23 protein-coding genes, 1 tRNA gene and 1 pseudogene are annotated in these 24,648 nt (G+C 47.8%); 15 read left to right on the forward strand and 10 right to left on the reverse strand.

The window, feature by feature from the left end:
• Positions 1-119: 119 nt before the first annotated feature.
• On the forward strand, positions 120-1,133 hold the full coding sequence (tsaD, locus tag JK154_RS08270; RefSeq protein WP_211992050.1) for a tRNA (adenosine(37)-N6)-threonylcarbamoyltransferase complex transferase subunit TsaD: 1,014 nt from the start codon (positions 120-122) through the stop codon (positions 1,131-1,133).
• A 75-nt stretch (positions 1,134-1,208) separates the two neighbouring features.
• On the opposite strand, the gene plsY is transcribed toward tsaD, so the two are convergent.
• Complete coding sequence (gene plsY, locus JK154_RS08275) at positions 1,209-1,844, reverse strand: glycerol-3-phosphate 1-O-acyltransferase PlsY (protein ID WP_211992051.1); 636 nt, start codon at positions 1,842-1,844, stop codon at positions 1,209-1,211.
• Between the two features lie 106 nt (positions 1,845-1,950).
• Between plsY and folB the strand changes: the two genes are divergently transcribed.
• Positions 1,951-2,316, forward strand: a complete 366-nt coding sequence (gene folB / locus JK154_RS08280) for a bifunctional dihydroneopterin aldolase/7,8-dihydroneopterin epimerase (protein ID WP_211992245.1) — start codon at positions 1,951-1,953, stop codon at positions 2,314-2,316.
• Between the two features lie 307 nt (positions 2,317-2,623).
• Here the strand turns inward: folB and JK154_RS08285 are convergent, their stop codons facing one another.
• From JK154_RS08285 to JK154_RS08295, 3 genes are all read right to left on the reverse strand, one after another.
• A complete protein-coding gene (locus JK154_RS08285; RefSeq protein ID WP_211992052.1) occupies positions 2,624-3,484 on the reverse strand; it encodes an N-acetylmuramoyl-L-alanine amidase-like domain-containing protein in 861 nt (286 codons plus the stop codon).
• Between the two features lie 262 nt (positions 3,485-3,746).
• Entirely contained in the window at positions 3,747-4,991 is a 1,245-nt protein-coding gene (locus tag JK154_RS08290) for a multifunctional CCA addition/repair protein (RefSeq protein WP_211992053.1), read from the reverse strand.
• 200 nt (positions 4,992-5,191) lie between these two features.
• The gene (locus JK154_RS08295; protein ID WP_211992054.1) at positions 5,192-5,812 is read right to left on the reverse strand and encodes a TIGR04211 family SH3 domain-containing protein; all 621 of its coding nucleotides are present in this window, start codon (positions 5,810-5,812) and stop codon (positions 5,192-5,194) included.
• A 233-nt stretch (positions 5,813-6,045) separates the two neighbouring features.
• Here JK154_RS08295 and JK154_RS08300 point away from each other — a divergent pair, with 233 nt between their 5' ends.
• From JK154_RS08300 to JK154_RS08315, 4 genes are all read left to right on the forward strand, one after another.
• A complete protein-coding gene (locus JK154_RS08300) occupies positions 6,046-7,344 on the forward strand; it encodes an inorganic triphosphatase (protein ID WP_211992055.1) in 1,299 nt (432 codons plus the stop codon).
• A gap of 25 nt (positions 7,345-7,369) precedes the next feature.
• Positions 7,370-10,222, forward strand: a complete 2,853-nt coding sequence (gene glnE / locus JK154_RS08305; RefSeq protein ID WP_211992246.1) for a bifunctional [glutamate--ammonia ligase]-adenylyl-L-tyrosine phosphorylase/[glutamate--ammonia-ligase] adenylyltransferase — start codon at positions 7,370-7,372, stop codon at positions 10,220-10,222.
• A 49-nt stretch (positions 10,223-10,271) separates the two neighbouring features.
• Positions 10,272-11,699 (forward strand): bifunctional D-glycero-beta-D-manno-heptose-7-phosphate kinase/D-glycero-beta-D-manno-heptose 1-phosphate adenylyltransferase HldE, encoded by a 1,428-nt coding sequence (hldE, locus tag JK154_RS08310; RefSeq protein ID WP_211992056.1) that lies wholly within the window; start codon positions 10,272-10,274, stop codon positions 11,697-11,699.
• A gap of 95 nt (positions 11,700-11,794) precedes the next feature.
• Positions 11,795-12,592, forward strand: coding sequence for a CDP-diacylglycerol diphosphatase (locus tag JK154_RS08315; protein ID WP_211992057.1), 798 nt, complete (start codon positions 11,795-11,797; stop codon positions 12,590-12,592).
• Positions 12,593-12,828: 236 nt separating this feature from the next.
• Here JK154_RS08315 and JK154_RS08320 read toward each other — a convergent pair whose 3' ends face one another.
• The 4 genes from JK154_RS08320 to JK154_RS08335 form a co-directional block, all read right to left on the reverse strand.
• A complete protein-coding gene (locus JK154_RS08320; RefSeq protein WP_211992058.1) occupies positions 12,829-13,281 on the reverse strand; it encodes a MarR family transcriptional regulator in 453 nt (150 codons plus the stop codon).
• Positions 13,282-13,390: 109 nt separating this feature from the next.
• The gene (locus JK154_RS08325; protein ID WP_211992059.1) at positions 13,391-13,864 is read right to left on the reverse strand and encodes a threonine/serine exporter; all 474 of its coding nucleotides are present in this window, start codon (positions 13,862-13,864) and stop codon (positions 13,391-13,393) included.
• Positions 13,855-14,631: a threonine/serine exporter ThrE family protein gene (locus tag JK154_RS08330; RefSeq protein ID WP_211992060.1), complete on the reverse strand. Its 777-nt coding sequence runs from the start codon at positions 14,629-14,631 to the stop codon at positions 13,855-13,857. The genes JK154_RS08325 and JK154_RS08330 overlap by 10 nt, the downstream gene beginning before the upstream one ends.
• A gap of 410 nt (positions 14,632-15,041) precedes the next feature.
• Positions 15,042-16,106, reverse strand: a complete 1,065-nt coding sequence (locus JK154_RS08335; protein ID WP_211992061.1) for a GGDEF domain-containing protein — start codon at positions 16,104-16,106, stop codon at positions 15,042-15,044.
• A gap of 221 nt (positions 16,107-16,327) precedes the next feature.
• Between JK154_RS08335 and JK154_RS08340 the strand changes: the two genes are divergently transcribed.
• Entirely contained in the window at positions 16,328-16,612 is a 285-nt protein-coding gene (locus JK154_RS08340; RefSeq protein ID WP_211992062.1) for a DUF1435 domain-containing protein, read from the forward strand.
• A 50-nt stretch (positions 16,613-16,662) separates the two neighbouring features.
• Here JK154_RS08340 and JK154_RS08345 read toward each other — a convergent pair.
• Positions 16,663-16,749: transfer RNA gene (locus JK154_RS08345), tRNA-Leu, on the reverse strand.
• Positions 16,750-16,870: 121 nt separating this feature from the next.
• Positions 16,871-17,902, reverse strand: coding sequence for a 16S rRNA (guanine(1207)-N(2))-methyltransferase RsmC (rsmC, locus tag JK154_RS08350; protein WP_211992063.1), 1,032 nt, complete (start codon positions 17,900-17,902; stop codon positions 16,871-16,873).
• 107 nt (positions 17,903-18,009) lie between these two features.
• On the opposite strand from rsmC, the gene JK154_RS08355 reads away from it, so the two are divergent.
• The 8 genes and pseudogenes from JK154_RS08355 to JK154_RS08390 all read left to right on the forward strand — a co-directional run bounded on the left by JK154_RS08355 (position 18,010) and on the right by JK154_RS08390 (position 24,567).
• Positions 18,010-18,429 carry a DNA polymerase III subunit psi gene (locus tag JK154_RS08355; RefSeq protein ID WP_211992064.1) on the forward strand — a complete coding sequence of 140 codons (420 nt, stop codon included), beginning with the start codon at positions 18,010-18,012 and terminating at the stop codon, positions 18,427-18,429.
• Positions 18,398-18,841, forward strand: a complete 444-nt coding sequence (gene rimI, locus JK154_RS08360; protein WP_211992065.1) for a ribosomal protein S18-alanine N-acetyltransferase — start codon at positions 18,398-18,400, stop codon at positions 18,839-18,841. Before JK154_RS08355 ends, rimI begins: the two co-directional genes overlap by 32 nt.
• A 19-nt stretch (positions 18,842-18,860) precedes the next feature.
• Positions 18,861-19,544 (forward strand): pyrimidine 5'-nucleotidase, encoded by a 684-nt coding sequence (gene yjjG, locus JK154_RS08365; RefSeq protein ID WP_211992066.1) that lies wholly within the window; start codon positions 18,861-18,863, stop codon positions 19,542-19,544.
• A gap of 93 nt (positions 19,545-19,637) precedes the next feature.
• Complete coding sequence (gene prfC / locus JK154_RS08370; RefSeq protein WP_211992067.1) at positions 19,638-21,227, forward strand: peptide chain release factor 3; 1,590 nt, start codon at positions 19,638-19,640, stop codon at positions 21,225-21,227.
• A gap of 323 nt (positions 21,228-21,550) precedes the next feature.
• Complete coding sequence (gene osmY, locus JK154_RS08375) at positions 21,551-22,165, forward strand: molecular chaperone OsmY (protein ID WP_211992068.1); 615 nt, start codon at positions 21,551-21,553, stop codon at positions 22,163-22,165.
• A 139-nt stretch (positions 22,166-22,304) separates the two neighbouring features.
• Positions 22,305-22,466 carry a DUF1328 family protein gene (locus JK154_RS08380; RefSeq protein WP_211992069.1) on the forward strand — a complete coding sequence of 54 codons (162 nt, stop codon included), beginning with the start codon at positions 22,305-22,307 and terminating at the stop codon, positions 22,464-22,466.
• 239 nt (positions 22,467-22,705) lie between these two features.
• Positions 22,706-23,647, forward strand: a pseudogene (locus tag JK154_RS08385) (patatin-like phospholipase family protein); the annotation flags it as partial.
• A 137-nt stretch (positions 23,648-23,784) separates the two neighbouring features.
• Positions 23,785-24,567 (forward strand): TatD family hydrolase, encoded by a 783-nt coding sequence (locus tag JK154_RS08390; RefSeq protein ID WP_211992247.1) that lies wholly within the window; start codon positions 23,785-23,787, stop codon positions 24,565-24,567.
• Positions 24,568-24,648 lie beyond the last annotated feature (81 nt).

Here is a 24,648-nt window from a genome sequence, read left to right on the forward strand (position 1 = left end):
TAAGGCCGATATCTTCCAGGGGCGAGAGTATACACGATATGCAATGTTATAGGCAGCAACGTTTTACAAAAAGAGCCAGTCGGCTTAAACTTCGCGCCGGGTCAATGAGGTAAACAGCCATGCGAGTATTGGGTATAGAAACATCCTGTGATGAAACAGGCATCGCCATTTATGATGGTGAATTAGGGTTGCTGTCGAACCAACTGTACAGCCAGGTCAAACTGCATGCAGACTACGGCGGTGTTGTGCCAGAGCTGGCTTCCCGCGACCATGTCCGTAAAACGGTGCCACTTATTCAGGCAGCACTGAAAGAGGCCGGACTGGAAGCCGCCAATATTGATGGTGTCGCTTATACGGCGGGACCGGGTCTGGTGGGGGCGCTGTTAGTCGGGGCCACTATCGGTCGCTCTCTGGCTTTTGCCTGGAATGTTCCTGCTATTCCTGTCCACCATATGGAAGGACATCTTCTGGCTCCAATGCTGGAAGAGACACCGCCTGATTTTCCTTTTGTCGCGCTGCTGGTTTCTGGCGGTCATACCCAATTGATCAGCGTTACAGGCATTGGTCAGTATGAATTACTGGGTGAGTCTGTCGATGACGCAGCGGGCGAAGCCTTTGATAAAACAGCCAAACTATTGGGACTGGATTATCCGGGCGGACCTTTATTGTCGAAAATGGCAGCACAAGGTGTGGCTGGGCGCTTCACTTTCCCACGGCCCATGACTGACAGACCAGGGCTCGATTTTAGTTTTTCAGGTTTAAAAACCTTTGCAGCGAATACCATTCGTGAAAATGATTCTGATGACCAGACCCGTGCTGATATTGCTCGGGCTTTTGAGGATGCAGTCGTCGATACACTCGCTATCAAATGCAAGCGAGCACTGGATCAAACGGGATTCAGTCGCCTGGTAATGGCCGGAGGGGTTAGTGCTAATCGTACCTTGCGCGCCAGGCTGGAAGAGGTCATGAAAAAACGTCAGGGAGAGGTGTTCTATGCCCGTCCCGAGTTTTGTACCGATAATGGTGCGATGATTGCTTATGCCGGGATGATCCGCCTTAAAGCGGGAACAAACAGTGAACTTAGCGTCACGGTTAAACCTCGCTGGCCGCTGTCTGAACTTCCCCCTGCCTAATATCTCGCTGATGTGCGGGTAACACACACAAGGGGAAACACTGTTTTCCCCTTGTGTGTGTCTGAGGCAAAACTTTCACTTTTTTTCCGTTTTTTCGGCCTGAGCAACAGGCTTTTTCCGCCGCAGTTTGGGCCAAATTTTATTTTCCTGGCCACGAAACAAGCGCTGAATATTGTCGTGGTGGCGTAGCAGAATCAGACAAGAAAGCATGGCAACAGGGAAGGTAAATTGGGGCTTAAACCACCAGACATAGAACGGCGCAATCAACGCGCTGATAATCGCCCCCAGGGAGGAGTAACCACTGAGTAAGACACTCAGTAACCAGGTGCCAGCCATCACACCGGTTAAATCCCAGCCAATTGGCGCGATAGCACCAAAAGCCGTCGCGACGCCTTTACCCCCACGAAAGTGAAAGAATACAGGCCAGATATGCCCCAGACAGGCAGCGATGGCAACCAGGCCTAGCCAGAAGGGAGAAACTCCCAAAGCATAAGCGGCCCATACGGGAAGCATACCTTTCAGAACATCAAAAAATAGTACCGCTACGGCAGCGCCTTTACCCCCAATGCGTAATACATTGGTAGCCCCGGGATTGCCAGAACCATTCTCGCGAGGATCAGGGAGACCGGCAATACGGCAGACTAGAATGGCACTTGAGATTGAGCCGCAAAGATACGCAATGAGAATCATAGCTGGCGCGATTGCACTCATAACGCTGTTCCATTTTGAAAGTGTCGAAGTCTTCTGTGCATCTGTGGATAATACGCATATTTCGCCGGAAGTGGTATCCGGCGTCGCTAAAAACAAGGCAGGGATAATGGATATTGTATTTATAGAACAACTTACGGTTATTACCACCATTGGTGTTTACGACTGGGAACAACAGATTCAGCAGAAACTGGTTTTCGATATAGAAATGGCCTGGGATAATCGTCCCGCGGCAGCCAGTGATGATGTGGCAGATTGTTTAAGCTATGCGGATATCAGTGACACGGTGACAGACCATGTATGCAATGGTCGTTTTGCTCTGGTAGAGCGCGTGGCTGAAGAACTGGCATACATTCTGTTGGCGAAATTTAGCTCTCCCTGGGTTCGTATTAAAGTCAGTAAACCAGGTGCGGTTGCTCAGGCGGCTACCGTGGGGGTCATTATTGAACGCGGGAAACGTCCCTCACCAAACTGATTAAGTTATTATATTATTAGCTCCGTAAATTTTTTATAAGGTGGTATTTACGGGGCTAATGCATGTTGTCGGGTAAAATTTATCTTGCCATAGCGTAACCTGAATTAATCTTCACTGGCTTATTATTATTCAATAAATAATTAGCGTTATTAATTATTTTTAACGTACAGAGCTACTGCTATTAATAATTATTTAAAAGGGTGGCGAGTAAGTTTATTTCTATGAAATCAAAGTTCTTGATGTTCTTTTATTTATTGTTTGTTCATGTTTATTCGCGTCCCTTGTTGTTCATGTGATGATGATCCTGTTACACGCAGGACAATAATTCCAGGTTTTTTGATGCATAAGAAATAAAAGGGCTGTCTACCACGCCACGATTCTCTTTTGTTGATGAAGCATGACGCAGAACAGGCCCATGTGGCGTCATGATGAACATTCCCACATGAGAAACATCAAGCCCTGCCAGTGGAGTATAGATACCAATCAAATCCCCGGATTTTAATTTACTGACTAAATGCATATCAATTGCCTCGCCGGGAATATAAACAACAGGACGTGATATCACGGGAATCCCATCAATATGCTGTTTTTTATCGCTTTTTTTGTTTAGGTGTTTGATTTTTTTGATCGCGTTGTGGGCCAGCGTGGGGGTAATATCCTCCGCGATGGGCCGCTGGCTATTAGCCCAGTCAGTGAAAAAATGTTTCCGTTTATAAAAATGGATTTCACTGTTGATATAGCGGGTATTAACAATATTCGTGAAGAATTCATGTGGCGAGTGTGATGCTTGTAGTGCAACCACGTAGTCTAAATAGGTAAAACAGTCCACGCTTCTAAAATCAATCACTAGCTGTTCGGGAATACGTTCTGAACCATGAAGCCTGTTACTTTGATAAGGTGTACCGAGAAATCGTGCTGAAATCATCGACAGTTTATCCCCCTGGCTCAGATCTTTCTTATTTGACACATCCTGAATGATGCTATTTATTTTATGTAACGTATATGCATCAATATTCGCCCTCTCCGGGAATGGTATCGCGACGTCTTCCTTTTTTTGTGAAAGTGGCGAGATCGTTGGTTCCTGAAAACGGCACTCTATTGAAAGGGTGAAGATAATGCTAAGTAACACCCCTCCTTGCATAATTCTTTCTATACTATAAATAAACATAAAACATCCTGAGGTTTATTGGGTTATTTTCTGGGTATAATAAGAATGTTTTTATTTCATTGTAGTTATGGGAAGAGTACAACCACTATTCTGTTGCTTGTATCGTTTTTTGTAAAAACAAAGTTTGCAGGGGGATGTATTTAATGGTTTCTGCAAACGGACTGTGTTACTGCCCTGTCCGGGAAAAATAAAATTTGGCGATGTGAGCCCCGAACCTGATAACCAGGTATGTGTGCGGCCCTACATCGTGGAAAAATAAGTTTCAGAGATCCGGTGTCACCAGACCATTTTGCTGCTTCCAGGCGCTGACGGCCTGGATCCTGCGCTTTGTTAGCTCTTCACGAATTTCAGGGCCTTTGAACCCTGCATCAATCACTTCCTTATTAGTGACTTGTAAAGCCGCTTGCCAGGCAGATCGGAGCATTCTTCCTTGAGGATAATCATTAGCTTCAAACCCGGTACGCCCACGGGCATCAGCCTCGCTGGTCAGGGCTATCTGCTCAACGCGCCAGGGCTTGCGCCAGGCATCAATGTTATCAAAGAGTTTAATCACCGTTTTAGGCTGCAAAACAGGGAATGTGTGGATCAAGTCGTGAAATTCAGCGACAAGTTTTGCCAGATCACGAATTTCTGTTGGGACGCGGAGCCGTTTGCACAACTGTTCTACCAGCTTAACCCCTGCCGGGCCGTGTCCGTGGTGACTCGGCCACTTTTCTGGTGGGGTGAGGGCTTTGCCTAAATCATGACACAATGTCGCAAATCGTACGTCGATTTCCGGGCTCAGTTGAGCCGCAATGGACAGGGTCATCAGGGTATGAATGCCGGTATCAATTTCTGGGTGCCATTTGGCAGGTGCAGGAATGCCATACAGCGCATCAATTTCTGGAAATAGACACTTCAGTGCCCCACATTCACGTAATACGGCAAAGTAAACTTGTGGGTTTCGGCTGGCTAAGGCTTTCTCTGTTTCTTTCCAAATCCGTTCTGGAGTGAGGTGTGCCAACTCACCATCAGCAGTGATATCACGCATTAGCTGTAATGTTTCAGGCGCAATACGAAAGCTAAGATGGGCAAAGCGAGCGGCAAAACGCGCCACACGCAAAACACGTAACGGATCTTCTTTAAATGCCGGTGAAATATGACGCAGGATACGAAGTTGTAAGTCTTTTTGCCCGTTATAAGGGTCAATTAACCTGCCGTGCTCGTCTTCAACAATAGCATTGATAGTTAAGTCGCGGCGCAGTAGATCCTGTTCCAGGGTGACATCGGGAGCGGCATAGCAAGTAAAGCCAGTATACCCCTGGCCGGATTTACGCTCGGTGCGGGCAAGCGCGTATTCCTGATGCGTATCAGGATGCAGAAAGACCGGGAAATCCTTGCCAACCTGTTGAAACCCCGCATCCAGCATTTGTTGCGGTGTGCTACCAACGACCAACCAGTCTTTATCTTTCACCGGTAGATTGAGTAATTTGTCTCGTACTGCACCACCGACCAGATAAATGTCCACCCGCACCCCCTGTAACTTTTTGTTAACCTGAATGTTAAGTGCATACTCACCCGACTTCAAGTGACTTGGGTGAACTGTTTTGCTGGCCAGCCGAATGAAGGAGGCTGGTCATATGGCTCGGCTGACTGGACCCTGCCCCTGAAAGTGATGGGAATAATACAGGGGCAGGAGACAAGGGATAATCCTTTCCTGGCAGGGGGTTAGTTCATCCAGCGGTCTTTTTTCTTGCGTCTTGGCAGCATTCTCGGCAGCAGTAATCCCACTAGCAAACCGAAACCGGCAACGCCACCGCCATATACAAACCACTGTAAAATAATGGCACGTTGTTTATCATCCAGCTGGATATTGGCGGCATCGACTTTCTTTTGGGCGATGATCAGCTGGTTTTTCAGTTGCTGGTTTTCTTCTTTTAGCCCATTGATGACCTGATCGCTTCCCGCCACTTTTTTCTGCATTTCAGCGGTACGCTGGTTCCAGGTAGTGTCGATATTGCTGAGTTTATCGGTCAGCGTTTTGACCTGGCTCTCTAATTCGGGAACGCGAGTTTGTAAACTCGGTGTGTTGCTTAATTGTGCCAATGGGATCCAGACGGTACGACCATTACTTTCTCGTATTTGACCATATTTGGTCCCTTCATTACGTTGCAGTAAGGTGACTTCTTCACCGGCATTAACAGTACCCACTAAACGATAGCTATCACCCGGGCCGCTTCGCACCCAAGTACTGAGATCGTCAGAAATATAACGTTTTTCATCGGCATTGGCCGCGGTAGAAATACTAATAGACAGCAAAGCGAAACAAATTAAACGTAAATTAAGCATTAGATCGACATTTTTTCATGAGTTGTAAAATGATAGTAGTGGTAACAGTCTGCAGGTGCAACGGATAAACAGGAATGAGAATCATCCGGGTATGAATTTGGTTTCTAAATGCAATTTCTTGCTGGTAATTACGCGACCTGACAGGTTTTTTTATCGTACTATCTACTACCTCATTATTAAGATTTCGCGTGCCAGGGTAACACTTGGTGTGCATCACGGCAAAGTAAAAAAATATGGCTCAGGAAATTGAACTAAAATTTATCGTTGACCCACAACGTATTGAATCATTGCGTGAAAAACTGAATGCAATGTCCCAGGAACAACACGACGTTCGTAAACTGGTGAATATCTACTATGAAACGGCTGATAATTTTCTACGCCGTCACAATATGGGATTGCGCATTCGCGGCAATGGCGATCAGTATGAAATGACCATGAAAACCTCGGGTCGTGTCACCGGTGGTTTACATCAGCGTCCAGAGTATAACGTGGCACTGAATGAACCCATCCTTGATCTGGCACTGTTACCTGCAGACATTTGGCCAGAGGGTTTAGATGTCGCCGTACTTCAGCAACAGTTGAACCCGCTTTTTAGCACTAACTTCAACCGTGAAACGTGGGTACTGCAGCAAGATACCAGCCGCATTGAGCTGGCGCTGGATCAGGGCGACGTCGTTGCAGGCGCGTTACAGGAACCGATTTGCGAATTGGAACTGGAATTGCTGGAAGGTGAAGCCAGTGCACTGTTAACTCTCGCCGGACAGCTGATCAACCAGACGGGGTTACGTATGGGGAGCCTGAGCAAGGCGGCCCGCGGTTATCATTTGGCACAGGGTGCCCCTGAACGTCAGATTAAGCCGCTCAGTTTGTTGTCTCTTGCACCTAAAACGACCGTTGAGCAAGGTTTAGCCGCCGGGTTGTCTCAGGCGCTGGATAGCTGGCTCTACCACGAGGAACTTTGGCTGCGTGGTAACGGAGCGGCGAAACGTCATATCATGCTGGCCGTGGAAAATATCCGTCACATTTTAGCCCTGTTTGGGGGCATTATTCCCCGTAAAGCCAGTTCACAATTACGTGACTTATTGCTCACTTCTGAGACTCGTCTTGCAGAGCATGACAAAGGGGCTGATATTCTGTTCAGTCCCCAGGCGAGTGCGACTAAGCTTGCGTTAACCCGTTGGCTGTTTGAATCCCAGTGGCGCAATTTTATTGATGATAAAGGACGGGCTAAACTCGCGGGATCGTTAAAGCGCTTTGCAGATATCAATTTGTCACGTCATGCATCTGAGTTAAAAGATATTTTCCAGCGTCCTCTGGGCGACACCTATGCGGACAAACTGACGCGCCTGGCCCGTGAGTTAGATGCCGCACGTTTGCTGGCCGGGATCTACCATACAGAACAAGCATCCACATGGCTGGAAAACTGGCAAGGGCTGAACGACGCTATTGTGGCAAGGCAACCCGTTGAAATTGAACACTATCGTAATGAAGCCATTTCGCAGGTACCTTTTTGGTTACATAGCGGAAAATAACTGACAGGCAAGGAACTCCACCATGATGCCGCTTACACCGTTGTTGCAACACCATTTACAGGTTGTGTTATCACATTTTCCAGAACAGACAGATGTCCGGAAACTCACAGCAGAGGCCCGTGCGGTACTCTCTGTCAGTGATTTTGTGAGCGACAGTGTGGCGGCCAACCCCACATGGCTCGAGGATTTATCACAGTTGCCACCCCGGCCTGCCGAGTGGCAGCAATATGGTGACTGGCTGCGGAGTGACCTGCAACAAGTTAGTGATGAAGCCGCACTAATGCAGGCATTACGTCAGTTCCGTCGACGTATTATGGTGCGTATTGCCTGGTCCCAGGCTCTGGGTCAGGTCACGACCCTTGATACGCTTCAGCAGCTTAGTGTGCTGGCTGAAACGCTTATTATTGCCGCCAGAGACTGGCTGTATGAGGCTTGTTGCCGTGAATGGGGCACCCCCGTTAATGATGCGGGCATCGCTCAGCCGTTATTGATTTTAGGGATGGGAAAACTGGGTGGGGGGGAGCTCAACTTCTCTTCTGACATTGATCTGATCTTTGCCTGGCCGGAAAAAGGATCAACGACGGGTGGTCGTCGTGAGCTGGACAACGCGCAGTTCTTTACCCGCCTTGGCCAGCGACTGATTAAAGTCCTTGATCAACCCACTGCTGATGGTTTTGTTTATCGTGTCGATATGCGGCTACGGCCATTTGGGGACAGTGGCCCCTTGGTATTGAGTTTTGCCGCGCTGGAAGATTACTACCAGGAGCAGGGGCGTGACTGGGAACGTTACGCCATGGTGAAAGCGCGGGTGATGGGTGATAACGACGATATCTGGAGCCAGGAGTTACGCAAAATGTTGCGTCCTTTTGTGTATCGTCGCTATATCGATTTTAGCGTGATCCAGTCATTGCGTAATATGAAGGGAATGATTGCCCGTGAAGTACGACGCCGTGGGTTGACTGACAACATTAAACTCGGCGCGGGGGGGATCCGTGAAACGGAGTTTATCGTTCAGGTCTTCCAGTTAATCCGCGGCGGCCGGGAGCCCCTGTTACAGTCCCGGGCATTATTGCCAACCCTGGATGCCATTGCGCAGCTTAACCTGCTGCCAGCAGATGATGCTGAAAAGTTGCGTGCGGCTTATCTTTACCTGCGGAGGCTGGAAAACCTCTTGCAGAGTATTAACGATGAGCAAACCCAAACGTTACCCAGCGATTCGCTTAATCGTGAGCGGCTGGTGTGGGGGATGGGGGCTGCCGACTGGCATGAGTTACAGCAAGTGCTGCAATCACATATGCTTCTTGTGCGCCAGGTATTTAATGCCCTGATTGGTGACGATGAGCCGGATGTCGGGGACGATACGCTTTCCGAAGGCTGGCGTGAACTATGGCTGGATACCTTCGACGGGGAGGAAACCGTCCCCGTGCTTAACTCCCTGACACCTGAAGTACAACGTCAAGTTCTGTGCTATCTCGCTGAGTTTCGTGAAGATACCAATAAGCGGACCCTGGGGGCTCGTGGGCGCTTAGTTCTGGACCAACTGATGCCCCGTCTGTTGCGTGAATCTTGTCAGCATGAGAGTGCCCCACTGGCACTTTCGCGTGTCATCCCGCTACTCTTGGGTATTGTGACTCGTACCACCTATCTGGAACTCCTCACCGAATATCCCGGGGCGCTTAAGCAACTGGTGAGGCTCTGTATCGCCTCACCCATGATAGCGGAACAGTTAGCACGTTACCCGCTGTTACTGGATGAGTTGCTGGACCCTACCACTTTGTATCAACCCACGGCAACCGATGCCTATCCTGATGAGCTGAGGCAGTATTTACTGCGTGTTAATGATGACGAAGAGCAGCTGCTGGAAGCATTACGGCAGTTTAAACAGGTACAGCTATTACGCGTGGCTGCGGCGGATATCACCGGCACCTTACCCGTGATGAAAGTCAGTGACCACCTAACCTGGCTGGCCGAGGCCATCATTGATGCCGTGGTGCAACAGGCCTGGACGCAGATGGTGGCGCGTTATGGTCAGCCACGTCATTTACAAGGGGAGAGTAATCGCGGATTTGCTGTCGTGGGCTATGGCAAACTGGGTGGGCTGGAGCTGGGTTATAGCTCCGATCTCGATCTGGTGTTTCTGCATAATTGCCCGGCGGAAGTGACCACTGATGGTGAACGTGAAATTGATGGTATCCAGTTTTATCTGCGACTGGCCCAGCGGATTTTACACCTGTTCAGTACCCGGACGTCCTCAGGAATACTGTACGAAGTTGATGCTCGATTACGTCCCTCCGGGGCTGCCGGAATGCTGGTGACCACCGTGGAAGCCTTTGCTGATTATCAAAAAAATGAGGCCTGGACCTGGGAACACCAGGCGCTGGTTCGAGCCCGTGTCGTTTACGGTGATCCTGTTCTGAATCAGCAATTTGCAGCTATCCGCTATGAAGTGCTATGCCAGCCCAGGGAGGGGGAAACCCTGAAAACAGCAGTGCGAGAAATGCGTGAAAAAATGCGTGCCCATCTGGGGAATAAGCACCGGGATCGCTTTGATATTAAAGCTGATGAAGGGGGGATTACCGATATTGAGTTTATTACCCAGTACCTGGTATTACGTTATGCAGCTACTCGCCCGGATTTAACTCGCTGGCCTGACAATGTGCGTATTCTGGCATTAATGGCTGAGGATAATATTCTCCCTGAAGAAGAAGCGAGGGCACTCACCCATGCTTACGTGACGTTGCGTGACGAACTGCATCACTTAGCTTTGCAGACCATGCCGGGACATGTTGCGCTGGATAGGTTTGTTGAAGAGCGCCAGCAGGTTATTCACAGCTGGAAAATCTGGCTTGGTGAGTCGCAAACGCGCGTGGGGAGCTAATTATGGTATCATCCTTCGCAAAATTTTATCCCTCGCTGGAGAGTCAGGAATGAAGGTAACACTGCCTGAATACAGTCGTGCAGGTGTCATGGTGGTTGGTGATGTTATGCTGGATCGCTATTGGTATGGTCCCACGAGCCGTATTTCACCGGAAGCCCCGGTTCCGGTTGTGAAAGTCGATACTATTGAAGAGCGCCCAGGGGGGGCTGCCAACGTTGCAATGAATATTGCTTCTCTCGGTGCAGCCTCGCGTTTAGTTGGGTTAACCGGGATTGATGATGCCGCACGTGCACTCAGCCAGACGCTGACTAAGGTAAACGTAAAGTGTGATTTTGTTTCAGTCCCGACCCACCCGACAATCACTAAACTGCGGGTACTGTCTCGTAACCAGCAGCTTATTCGGCTGGATTTTGAAGAAGGATTTGCAGGGATAGACCCGAATCCACTGCATGAACGTATTAGCCAGGCATTGCCACTGATTGGCGCATTAGTGCTGTCTGACTATGCGAAAGGTGCACTGGAAAGCGTGCAACATATGATTGGCCTGGCTCGTGCTGCCAACGTGCCTGTGCTTATCGATCCCAAAGGCACGGACTTTGAACGCTATCGGGGAGCCACATTATTAACACCAAACCTGACTGAGTTTGAAGCTGTAGTTGGGAAATGTCTCAATGAAGATGATCTCGTGATGCGGGGCATGAAGCTGATTGATGATTATGACTTATCTGCATTGTTGATAACCCGTTCAGAGCAGGGGATGACCTTGCTACGACCTGATGTTGAGCCTTTCCATTTACCTACCCAGGCCCAGGAAGTGTATGACGTTACTGGCGCCGGAGATACGGTAATCGGGGTTCTGGCTGCGACACTGGCATCTGGCCACTCAATGGAAGAGGCCTGCTATTTTGCCAACGCAGCTGCCGGTGTGGTTGTCGGTAAATTGGGTACCTCCACTGTGTCGCCTGTCGAACTGGAAAATGCGGTACGTGGGCGTTCTGAAACCGGTTTTGGCGTAATGAGCGAAACTGAGTTGAAAGTCGCTGTGGCAGCTGCCCGTAAACGGGGTGAGCGCGTTGTCATGACCAATGGCGTCTTTGATATTCTTCACGCCGGCCACGTCTCGTATCTGGCTAATGCGCGTAAGCTCGGCGATCGTCTTATTGTTGCAGTCAACAGCGATGCTTCTACCCGCCGTCTGAAAGGTGAAACCCGCCCAGTTAATCCACAGGATCAGCGAATGGTTGTACTGGCTGCTCTGGAAGCCGTGGATTGGGTTGTACTATTTGAAGAGGATACCCCCCAGCGTTTGATTGGCGAAGTTCTGCCTGATTGCCTGGTGAAAGGGGGGGACTATAAGCCAGACCAAATCGCCGGTAGTCTTGAAGTGTGGGCAAACGGCGGGGAAGTGATGGTATTGAATTTTGAAGATGGTTGCTCGACAACGAATATTATTAAGAAAATTCAAAATCATAACTAAACTTGCTGTCAGGTATCAGGTCAGGGACGAAGGTCAATTCAGTTCGCCCCTGACCAGCCACTCAGGCCTGACTTTGGGTATATAGCCAGGTCATCATGGTGTTACGTAACGTCTTCTTGTTTGCATTACTTGCCGCCCGATTACTGATAAAAATACTGCCTGTTATTGCTGGCTGCGGTGTTATTGGCATTTTACTCGCGGCGTTGTGCCTGGCATGGTTGCAGTACCACAGTCACCAATTGTGGGATAAGGTGAGTCAGTATTGTGTGCCTGAGCAGTTACAGCAGGGGAAGTCGGTACACTGTCTGGCTGTGAATCTGGGGCAACACTATGCCGTGTTCAATGATGCTCATGGCCCACTGCACACCTTATTGATCCCGACAGAAAAAACGTCCGGTATCGAAAGTCCGGCATTACGAGAACCCACAGCGAAAAACTACTTCCAGTATGGCTGGGACACACGCCACTTTTTACTGCAACAAGCGGCTTTTCCTGTACCGGATCGTTACCTGGCCCTGGCTGTCAATTCACGATACGGCCGTACTCAGAATCAACTCCATCTTCATCTGGCATGCCTGAAACCAGAAGTCTATCAGGTGATTTCACAGCAAAAAGATCATCTGGGGCATCAATGGCAAAGACTCCATACTCCATTATCAGGGCAACAGTACCTTGCCATCAGGGTGCCTGTTACTGCGAATCCATTTATGGTTCTCGGGCAATATATTGAAGCCCATAATGACAGGATAGATAATTACGGTTTAGTGCGTCTGGCACCGGATAACAATGAAGTTATCCTGCTGGCAACCCGATTCAGGCTTACAGCACTAAGCTTAGGCAGCGCCGAGGCGCTTCTGGATTTTGATTGTCATCTGGCCCAGGTTACAGGATAGCTCTGGACTATATTCGGGAATGAGTAGTGAGCAGTGTGGGCTATAGAATAGTGCGCTATTTATATCTGTTTTTTTTAATAAGTTGTGTGTTTACACGATGATTACCGATAAAACAGTGTGCTATGGCATTGTCGCCCGAAGTCTGGAAAAGAGCAAACATTGTGTGTTTTTTACTTAACGAACATCGGTAGCATCTGTCTTTACATTATCTGGTGTAGCTGGCTGCTTGCCCTGTTCTATTTATTCAGTTGCTGGCGCAGTTGTTCAAGTTGTGTTTTCAGCTGCAGGAGATTATCGCTACTGTCCGCTAATGTTTGCTGAAGTATTTCAGGCAGATGCCTGGACTGTTCTTTCAGAGCGAGACCTTCCGGCGTTAGTGTTATAACCACCAGGCGTTCATCGTCGCGGGAACGGTAGCGCATTATCCGGCCTGCACTTTCCAGCCTTTTCAGGAGTGGGGTTAATGTGGCTGAATCCAGAAAGAGCTGCTCACCAATTTGCGATACGGTGATATTGTCTTGTTGCCACAGTATCAGCATCACCAAATATTGTGGATAAGTCAGCTTCAATGGTGCCAGCCACTGGCGATAACGTTTATTAATAGCTAAATTTGCGGAATACACTGCGAAACAGAGTTGGTCTTCTAACCGCACTGCACTCGGATCAGATAACTCTATTTTTATTGTCATGGACGTCATTATACCGAATTGAAGAGCACATTTTTCCGACACAAGACAAGGTTATTCTCCACTGTCTTGTATCCCCGTCACGCCGTAAGCAGCTTATCCTGCGTGCAAATTATACGCGTGGTTTCTTACGATATAACCATAACGCGGGAAGCGATAATCCTATGGATAACGCACCAACAATATAAGATGCTTTAAGAAAACTTGTCACCGCCTGAGCAAAGAGCACCCCGCTATAACCCGACTGGCTCAGTTTTACGATAGAGATCATCGAGGTATAAGCATAAATTCCGGGAAACATTGGAATGACGGCTGCCACAGTGAAAATTTTAGGGTGGGCAAGGTACCAGCGAGACCACTGAATCCCAATAGTGCCTATCAGAATAGCGGAAAGAAAGGTTCCTGACTCAATACTAAGGCCTGACGCCAACAAAATCATGCGTGAGCCATGGCCTATTGCTCCCAGCAAAGCGCAATAGGGCAGAGCCCGAGCCGGGACATTAAAGACCATGGCGAAGCCCAGTGCCGGGATAGCCGCCAGCAGCATATCCTCGAGCAGTGCGAGGATAAATTCCATTATGCCCATCCGTTGAGCCCCCAGAAAGCGAGAGAGATAACAATCCCGATACAGGTCGCCAGCGTGAGTAGACTTGCCATTGCCCAGCGTGCCAGCCCGGTATTGATATGGCCTTTAAACATATCGGCGACGGCATTGATCAGCGGAAATCCTGGTACCAGCAATAACACACTGGAAGCGATAGCGATGGTTGATGTATGGGGAAATATGCCTTTGCCAATGAGTAAACCAGACACGCTGGTGGCGACGAAGGCTGTGATAGCAAACGTGATTTGTGGATGAAGCCGTCGTTGGGTGAGCAGTAAGCGGAAATACATGGCGACAGCACTGGCAATAAATGTCACCAACGCGCCGTCCCATCCTCCCTTATTTAATTTGCAAAAACTGGCGCAAGAAAGCCCGACGACGAGGACCATTAACCAGCGTGGATAACGTAAAGGCTTCAAATGGGCAAAACGTTTTAAAACATCTTTATGGTCCAGAAGTTTATGTTCAGCCATGATCACAATATGCTGAACGGCTGTCACGATATGCATATTTATACCGTGGTCGTTATTTTTGCGGGTGGTCGTTATGCAGTGATTATTCTTTATTGACGTGAGTACGATGGCATTTGCGGAGATAGATAAATCGACACTATCCATACCTAATGCTTTACCCAGACGGGTAGACAGTTCTTCAACCAATGCACTTTCTGCACCATGCTGGAGTAGAAAAATCGCACACTGGATACATAAACGAGTGACCTCCTGCTGATGAGATATTTCATTTTGCATAGCGAACCCTAAGAGAGATGAGCAATGGCGTTTTTGTTTGCTTTATTATTAACATATACCAATAGGACTGCCTATTGGTATGAGATCAAGGTTTAAGCAAATTTTTCAATACGCAAGATAGTGGCACGATAACAACTCATACTTATATCCGCGAAGTACGTTACCTGACTAAGAAGTAATCATATAATTAACGATAATTTTTACATTAACTCAGATTTGTTAACCTGGTTTTTATTTGATTTTCTTAATGACCAGGCACATATTTTTTCTGACAAGTATGAGTGTTCAACAATAATGCCGGGGCCACCTGGGGGGAGCCGGTATTATGATTATCACTCGTGTCATCATTCAGTAATATAACTATCTTGTTGATACATTGCGGCATGCTAATACAGGCGATTCATTATGGATTAAGACTGGTCGAATGACTCCGTCGTTAATATTTGGTTCCGGCCATGATTTTTGGCCTGGTACAGTGCCTTATCTGCCTGTAACAGAGCCTGTTCAATATTATTACCGTGGAGCGGGGTGAGCCCAATACTGATAGTAATATTACCGCTCAGTTCATTATTAAATTGATGAACAATATTAAGGTCATAAACATACTGGCGGATACGTTCGGCCGTCTGTAAAGCCTGTTCACTGTTAATATTGGTCAGCATCACCAGAAACTCTTCTCCCCCATAGCGAACGACGATATCTTTGGCGCGTACCGCGTTGCGGATAGCTGCAGAGACCCGCGTCAATGTCTGGTCACCCATGCTGTGGCCATAGTGGTCGTTATAGGATTTAAAACGATCAATATCCAGCAACAGAATATAGTGATTACCCTCTTTTTTTGCCATGGTGCTGTCGAAGCGATGCTGGAATCCACGACGATTATATAAGCCGGTAAGCGGGTCTAACATACTGAGATCACTCAGCCTTTCTCGCTCTTCTTTAAATTTATGCATAACTCGCTGAATATACTCTCTATGACGTTTTTGTATCTGGTGCTGAATAGCAATACCCAGCGCAGGCAGGGCTACCGTAAATGTCAGCCAGAGGCCATATTCATTATGGTTCAGCCAAAAAACGACCAAGTAGACAGGCAAACAGTAGAGAATAAATGCAGAAATATTATTAATAAAAGAGAGGGTTGCAACCAATAAAACGGACATCAGGCTCATCATCAGGACAGGATGATGGTGCTGTATTAACAAATTATCTTTAATAAGGATCTGTGCCGCCCACAATAGCCCGTAACAGAATGCAGTTATATTTAAGCTAATCAGACGATTAACATGGGATAAGCCCAGCATGAAGAGAATAACACTGCCGGCTAAAATCGCTATCGCAGGTAACGTGAGATTTTGTGAAGAATAAAAAGGAAAAAACAGGGAGGCCATGGCGGAAAGGCCATTAAGTAATACAAATAAACATAACGAAAGCATATGGTTACTTTTAAGTAAGGCATGCCAGATGTGTGATGTCATAGCAATGATGCTTTCATAGAATAATGTACTGTTAATCGCCAGTGTATTTAAAATTAATACAAATTATAATAGGTACTTTCTTAGTGTTTTTATTAAACCAGTACTGGTTGCGGCTAAATTTATCACTTTATAAATTTAATGTCATTAGCTATTAAGAAAATGCTGATAATAGTTTACATCAAGGCCTGATTATTTCGCTGACAAGTGAGAAAAGTTGTCATATGATAGTGATTATCATTATCATGGCGGAAAGCAACATAATGCTACAAAGACAGCTTCAAAGTGGGTGGGGGATGACGGTAGCGGCACTCGCGGTTGCGTTATTGACTTGTCTGGAGTTAAGTTTTGAACAGTGGCGATTGCTGGTGACTGCAGGTTTATTGATGACAATAATTATGTTGTATCACAAACGGTTACGGCATTTTGTCCTGTTACCATCATGCATTGCATTTGCCAGCGGATTACTGTTGATTATTATGCGACTAAGCGGAGGGAGCATAGCGTGAAAACAACGAGGTATATAACGAAGGGGATGGGGAAAATAAATTAAGCAAGTTGGTGCGAAGAGAGGGACTTGAACCCTCACGTCCGTAAGAACACTAACACCTGAAGCTAGCGCGTCTACCAATTCCGCCACCTTCGCATACCTGTCATGCCGAAGCATCACAACCACGGAGGCGAATTCTAGATGTTTTCTGAGCTTCGTCAACTGTTAATTTCGTGCCGTTTCATTGATCGCTGGAAAAAACGGCATTCTGTGTTAATTAACGCTTCTTCGCACCACGCCCCATGACTGCCCGATAAACTTTAAATCGGCCGGTCTGAGCCAGGACTTCATGCTGGCCAAATGTTTCATCCAGTATGGCCGGATAAGGCAGGAATGCATTAGCCACGATGCGTAATTCACCACCAATATTAAGGTGACGTGCGGCACCACGAATCAGTTGCGATGCGGCATCAAGGCTGGTTTGCAAACCATCATGGAACGGTGGATTCGAAAGTATCATATCAAATCGACCGTTGACTTCTGAGTAAACATTGCTGGTGAAAACATCACCTTCGATAGCATTCGCGGCAAGCGTTGCGCGGCTCGCCTCAACCGCAGCGGCACTGACATCACACAGCGTCAGGCGAACTTTTGGGGAGTGTGTGGCCAGGGCTACAGAAAGTACCCCTGTGCCGCATCCCATATCCAGCACTTTGCCTTTGCTATGGGCAGACAACGTGGAGAGTAGCAACTTACTGCCGACATCCAAACCATCACGACTGAAGACGCCGGGTAATGTTTTTACCGTCAAGCCCTCTGTCTGGTATTCGCCCCAATAGTTGCTGGCATCAAAAATCGCCTGGTGTTCCAGGCGACCATGGTAGAGACCACAGCGCCGGGCGCTGTCAATTTTAGTCAGTGGACAAATGTCTTCGAGCATCTGTTCTGCGCTACGTACACCACTACGGTTTTCACCCACGACAAAAACATCACTGCCGACGGGCATCATTGATAAGATGTTCATGAGCTGAAACTGTGCTTCAGGTTTATTCTTTGGCCAGTAATAAACCAGAGTATTGCTGTCAGCAACCGCCTCTGGTGTAGCAATCAGGCCGAATTGTGCATGGTCACCCATTAGCGCACTTAATACCTGCCAGTGGTGAAATTGCTGGGTATGGGCGCGACTGGCTGCGGTTGTAAAACGCGCTGGCAGGTCATCTTGTAGGTCACCGGCAAACAATACGCGGCACTCGGTAAAATCATCGCTGTGGCGCAACAGAACTTCACTCGCCGGGGTTAACGCACTCATCAAATCACTCCTGGGAAAACAGAAACGTAAGTATAGAGCTTTAATGGCGTGGATTCGATGAATTTGCTATATTTGCGCCCCGAATATTGTTATCGATGGGACTTGCCATGACTCTTCCTACCCGACGCGACTGGCAATTACAACAACTGGGGATGACTCAGTGGGTATTACGACGTCCGGCGGTGTTACAAGGTGAAATTGCTGTTACGCTTCCCCCCGATGCGCGGTTAGTGCTGGTCACCGAAAGAGTAAATGCATTAAGCGATCCCTTTGTTATGGACGTCTTGCGCAGTCTGGGTGTGCATAGCCATCAGGTGCTTCAGATTGCACCTGAACGTGCCGTTATGCTGCCGGCAGATAAGCACTGTAATAGTTGGTGTTTGGGTGTTGAGGTCCCGTTAGCGCTTTCCGGGGCTAAGTTACACTCTGTAGACTTGGATGAGCTTTATTTAAATAGCGCGGCACGACGCGCTTTGTGGCAACAAATTTGCAGCTATGAACATGATTTATTCTCTACAGCCGAGTGATTTGACAGCAGCCTATGGGATAGAGCAACGCAGTCATGCTTTTCCCTGGAGTGAAAAAACCTTTGCCAGCAATCAGGGGGAGCGTTACTTCAATCTCCGACTGGATGTTGATGGCGAGATGGCTGCATTTGCCGTGACTCAGGTTGTACTCGATGAAGCGACGCTCTTCAATATCGCTGTCAGCCCTGATTATCAGCGCCGTGGCTTGGGCCGTACCTTGCTGGAACATCTTATCAGCGAGCTTGAAAAGCGGGCAGTCACCACATTGTGGCTTGAAGTGCGTGCTTCTAATCAGGCGGCTATCGCGCTCTATGAATGTCTGGGCTTCAATGAAGTGACGATTCGCAGAAACTACTACCCGGCTAAAGATGGGCGGGAAGATGCTATTGTCATGGCTTTACCTTTAGGTTGATGCAACAAAAGGATTCTTAATGAACTGGGACTGGATTTTATTTGACGCGGATGAAACGCTGTTTACCTTTGATTCATTCGGTGGCTTACAACGGATGTTTCTGCATTATGGCGTGACCTTTACTGAGAATGATTTCCAGGCATATCAGGCCGTTAATAAACCTCTGTGGGTCGACTACCAGAATGGTACTATCACCGCGACGCAGTTACAGCTCCAGCGCTTTGAAGGCTGGGCCGGGCGTCTTGATGTCCCGCCCAGTGAACTGAATCAGGCATTTTTATCCGCCATGGCGGATATTTGTGCGCCATTACCTGGTGCCGTCTCTTTACTTGATTCTCTTCAGGGAAAAGTGAAAATAGGTATCATCACGAATGGCTTTACTGCGTTACAACAGCGCCGGCTTGAGCGCACGGGTTTGAGCGATCACTTTGACCTACTGGTTATTTCTGAGCAAGTGGGTGTAGCCAAACCTGACACTAAGATTTTCGAGTATACGTTTGACAAAATGGGACATCCGCCCCTTTCGCGTATCCTGATGGTTGGAGATACTCCAGAGTCTGACATTCTGGGGGGAATCAATGCGGGCATTGCGACCTGCTGGCTGAATATGAATGGACGTAGCTTGCCGGAAGGTATTCAACCCACCTGGCAAGTTTCTACATTAAGTGAATTGGAGCAACTGTTGTGTAAATCAGATAGTTGATCATTTAGCCCCGAATGGGGGGTAAAATAACCCCAGTTAACGTTTACTCGACGCGTAGTCTTTCTCTGCGCGTCTATCAAAGAAGATATCAACATGACTTTGTCTCCTTTTTTGCAAGAGGTGTCGAAACGTCGCACCTTTGCGATTATTTCCCACCCGGATGCCGGTAAAACGACGATCACCGAGAAGGTGTTATTGTTCGGACACGCGATTCAAACAGCAGGTACGGTGAAAGGCCGTGGCTCCAGCCAGCATGCCAAATCTGACTGGATGGAAATGGAAAAACAGCGTGGGATCTCGATTACCACCTCGGTGATGCAGTTCCCGTACCATGATTGTCTGGTTAACCTGCTGGATACCCCCGGGCACGAAGACTTCTCTGAAGATACTTACCGTACTTTGACGGCGGTAGACTGCTGTCTGATGGTGATTGATGCGGCCAAGGGTGTTGAAGACCGGACCCGCAAGCTGATGGAAGTTACCCGTCTGCGCGATACGCCGATCCTTACTTTTATGAACAAACTGGATCGTGATATCCGTGACCCAATGGAGTTGCTGGATGAAGTCGAACGCGAACTGAAAATTGCCTGCTCTCCCATCACTTGGCCTATTGGCTGTGGCAAACTTTTCAAAGGGGTTTACCACCTCTATAAAGACGAAACTTACCTCTATCAGAGCGGTAAAGGCCATACCATTCAAGATGTGCGTATTGTTAAAGGCTTGAATAGCCCAGAACTGGACAGTGCTGTGGGTGAAGAGCTGGCGATGCAGCTACGGGATGAGCTGGAGCTTGTGCAGGGCGCTTCTAATGAATTTGATCAGGAACTGTTCCTGGCCGGTGAGATTACCCCGGTATTCTTTGGTACCGCTCTGGGTAACTTCGGTGTTGACCACATGCTGGACGGGTTAATTGAATGGGCTCCGGCGCCGATGCCTCGTAATACTGATACGCGCACTGTGACTGCACAGGAAGAGAAGTTCAGTGGCTTTGTCTTTAAGATTCAGGCCAATATGGATCCGAAGCATCGTGACCGTGTTGCTTTTATGCGCGTGGTTTCTGGTAAGTACGAAAAAGGGATGAAGTTACGTCAGGTTCGCCTGGGTAAAGATGTCGTTATCTCTGATGCACTGACTTTTATGGCGGGTGATCGTTCCCATGTAGAAGAGGCTTATCCGGGAGACATTATCGGGTTGCATAACCACGGTACTATTCAGATCGGTGACAGCTTCACTCAAGGGGAAATGATGAAATTCACCGGTATCCCGAACTTTGCTCCAGAACTGTTCCGTCGCATTCGTTTACGTGATCCCCTGAAACAGAAACAATTGTTGAAAGGTCTGGTTCAGTTGTCCGAAGAAGGGGCTGTTCAGGTCTTCCGCCCGATTGCGAATAACGATCTGATTGTGGGGGCGGTCGGTGTACTGCAGTTTGATGTGGTTGTGGCTCGCCTGAAAAGCGAATATAACGTTGAAGCCATTTATGAGTCTGTTAACGTTGCTACCGCCCGCTGGGTTGAGAGCGATAACCTGAAGAAATTTGACGAGTTCCAGCGTAAAAACGAAATGCAGCTGGCACTGGATGGTGGCGATAACTTGACTTATATTGCCCCTACAATGGTTAACCTCAACTTGACCCAGGAACGTTATCCTGAAGTGAGTTTCCGTAAAACGCGGGAGCACTGATTTACACCTCTTCAGAGCGCGGTATTCACCGCGCTCTTTAATTTCCCCAGCCTGTTTTATGCATTGCAGAACATTCCGAATTACCTGCCAGTTTTCTTTTTTTGTCTGTTTTTTGAGCTTATTTTCAGAATTGATCACGAATCTTTGCTATATTTAACATCGTGATGACAATTTTGTTGGATGAATAATTTAGTAATACTGTCATTTGCAGCAAGTTAATTTTTGCTTCTCGCGTTATCACAACATTAATCACTAATGGTTCTTTCGTTCAACCGGAAGCAGGCTTCAATGACAATGATGACTAAACCTACAGGAGTAATGCGATGACTAAGAAGACTATTTCAAAAACGCTACTGGCTATCATGTTAGGTTCGTCACTGGTCAGTATGGGTGCTTATGCACAAGATTCGGCAAATCATCAATCCAGTACTCTGGGGCAAAAAATTGATAGCTCGATGGGCAAGGTGGGGCACTTTATGGATGACAGTGAGATTACTGCCAGAGTAAAAGCCAAACTTATTGACCAGAAGAGTATTAAAAGTACCGATATCTCGGTTAACACTGAGAACAAAGTCGTGACATTAAGCGGTTTTGTCAGAAGCCAGAAAGAAGCTGAACAGGCGGTGGACATCGCCAGGAATGTAGAGGGTGTCAGCGCCGTCAGCGATAAGCTGCATGTGGGTGAGGATGACAATAAAACCATTTCAGAGTCCGTAGGGAACTACACCGGGGACACTGTTATCACCAGTAAAGTGAAAACAAAACTACTCTCTACAGAGAATATTGCTTCTAACAAAATAGCAGTGAAAACCACCGATGGCATTGTGCAGCTGACCGGGGAAGTGAAATCTAACGCACAGTCAGCCCATGTGGAAAGTGTTGCCAAGACCATTGAGGGTGTTAAAAGCGTAAAAAATGATCTGAAAGTGGTTCCATAAATCGGTTTTAAGAACACTTCGTCTGCGGTTTGTGTCTTATAAACAGCAGAGCCTGATAATAACTGAATAGCATCTGGTGGGCGGTATTAGCACTGCCCATTTCAGGGTGAGATATTTTACCAGGATTCAGGAGGTACTTATGTTTCGTTGGGGAATTATTTTTCTGATTATTGCGATAATCGCTGCGGCATTAGGCTTCGGTGGTCTTGCTGGTACTGCCGCCGGGGCTGCAAAAATAGTCTTTGTCGTGGGTATTATTCTCTTTCTGGTCAGCCTGTTCACGGGGCGTGGGCGACGATAGAGCGCATGGCCTGAATCAACACGGTTTCCCAGCCAGTTTCGTTAACTGGCTGAGTTGTTTTCAGCATACTTTTTGCATCCCATTTTATTTTTCCTGCCCGTCCCTTAGCCAGGAAGTGTCGCCATGTTGTCTTTAAGGTTTAAACCGATACAGACGGCAGCGACTATTTTTGGTTGTGCATCGTTCGTTCCAGAGTGCATAGTGCTCAACAATCGTTACTGAATCATGAGGAAGCTGTTGTGGGGCATCGTACTCCCGTTACCATAGGCAATATTGCGCCGCTGGCGCTGACACCCTTTGACAGCAGTAAAATAGCGCTTGTTTGTGAAGGAGGCGGCCAGCGAGGTATCTTCACCGCCGGTGTCCTGGACGAGTTTATGCGAGCCCGTTTTAATCCTTTTGATCTACTGCTGGGGACATCGGCAGGGGCGCAGAATCTCTCTGCCTATCTCTGTAATCAACGTGGTTATGCCCGTAATGTGATAATGAACTACACCACCCGGCGAGAGTTCTTTAATCCGTTGCGCTTTGTCCGTGGTGGAAACTTAATCGATCTGGACTGGCTCATTGACTCAACATCCAGCCAGTGTCCTTTGGCCATCCCTCATGCTGAAAAGCTGTTTGATCTGGGCAAGGTATTCTTTATGTGCGCCTGCCGCAGTGATAACTATCAAGCAGATTACTTTTCCCCGACTCGTGATACCTGGCTTAATATTCTGAAAGCCTCCAGTGCTATTCCTGGTTTTTATCGTAGCGGGGTAGAGATTGGCGGCGTTAATTATCTTGATGGTGGTATCAGCGACGCGATACCCGTTCGTGAAGCGGTCAGGCAGGGGGCGGATACGGTCGTGGTGATTCGTACCGTTCCTTCACAGGTTATCTACCCTGCACGCTGGTTGAAACATATGGAGAACTGGTTTAGCGAGGGGAGCTTACAGCAGTTGCTTATGATGGCTCAACACCATCAAGCCAGTTACAGCAGTATTCAGCACTATATTGATAATCCACCCGATAACTTGCGAATTTTTGAAATATACCCGCCCAGGGCGTTACTCAGTAGTGCCCTGGGAAGTCGACAAACTGCGCTTAATATTGACTACAAAATGGGGCGGCTGTGTGGCCGATATTTTTTGGCGACGGTAGGAAAACTGTTGATTGATAAGCCCCCGGTGAAACGTTATACCGCCCCGGCAGGCATATCAAGAGCCGTGCTGGAAGCGCAGGTGAAGCAGGAAAAACAGGTGAGTGATTCTGAAAAAAATCCATTAATAGGCCCGGGCTCCGTGACGAGAACACCCGGCAATGAGCAGGATTTAACATAAGTATGGAATTTTACGATACCCATTGTCATTTTGATTTCCCACCATTCCAGGGCGATGAGCAGGGTAGTATCACCCTGGCGGCAGAAGCCGGGGTAACGAAAATCATTGTTCCTGCGATCGCGGCTGAATATTTTCAGCGAGTCACCTCACTGGCCGATAACTACCCCCCTCTTTATGCTGCTCTTGGATTACATCCCATTGTTATTCAGCAGCATCAGCTCTCAGATATAGAGTTACTGGACCATCATCTCAGGAACAGAACTCGCAAGCTGGTCGCCATAGGGGAGATTGGGCTGGATTTGTATATGAATACCCCCCAGTTTGATAAGCAGCAGCAGTTCCTGGACGCACAATTGAAACTGGCTAAACATCATGATTTGCCGGTTATCCTGCATTCTCGTCGTAGTCATGACGTTTTAGCCGCGCATTTAAAGCGTCATCGTCTTCCCCGCACGGGTGTTGTTCATGGTTTTGCTGGCAGTCTTCAACAAGCAGAGCGTTTTATTGCCCTGGGCTATCAGATTGGCGTCGGTGGGACAATTACGTATCCACGGGCCAGCAAGACTCGAGCCGTCATCGCCCAGTTACCACTTTCTGCATTACTACTGGAAACAGATGCTCCAGATATGCCACTTAATGGCTGGCAAGGGCAGCCGAATCGCCCTGAACGGGTTGCAGGTGTCTTTCAGACACTGTGTGAATTACGCCCCGAGTCGCCAGAAGAGATCGCCATCGCAATAAAAAACAATACAGAAACGCTCTTCACTTTTGGCCCGTAAGTGTGATCTCTGTCACTTATAATTGTAAATATTTCTATTTATTTCTGTTTGTGTGTGATTAGTGTGCCCCTGTTATTATTA

Origin of the sequence: Citrobacter sp. JGM124 (genome assembly GCF_018257795.1) — a bacterium.
Classification (GTDB): domain Bacteria; phylum Pseudomonadota; class Gammaproteobacteria; order Enterobacterales; family Enterobacteriaceae; genus JGM124.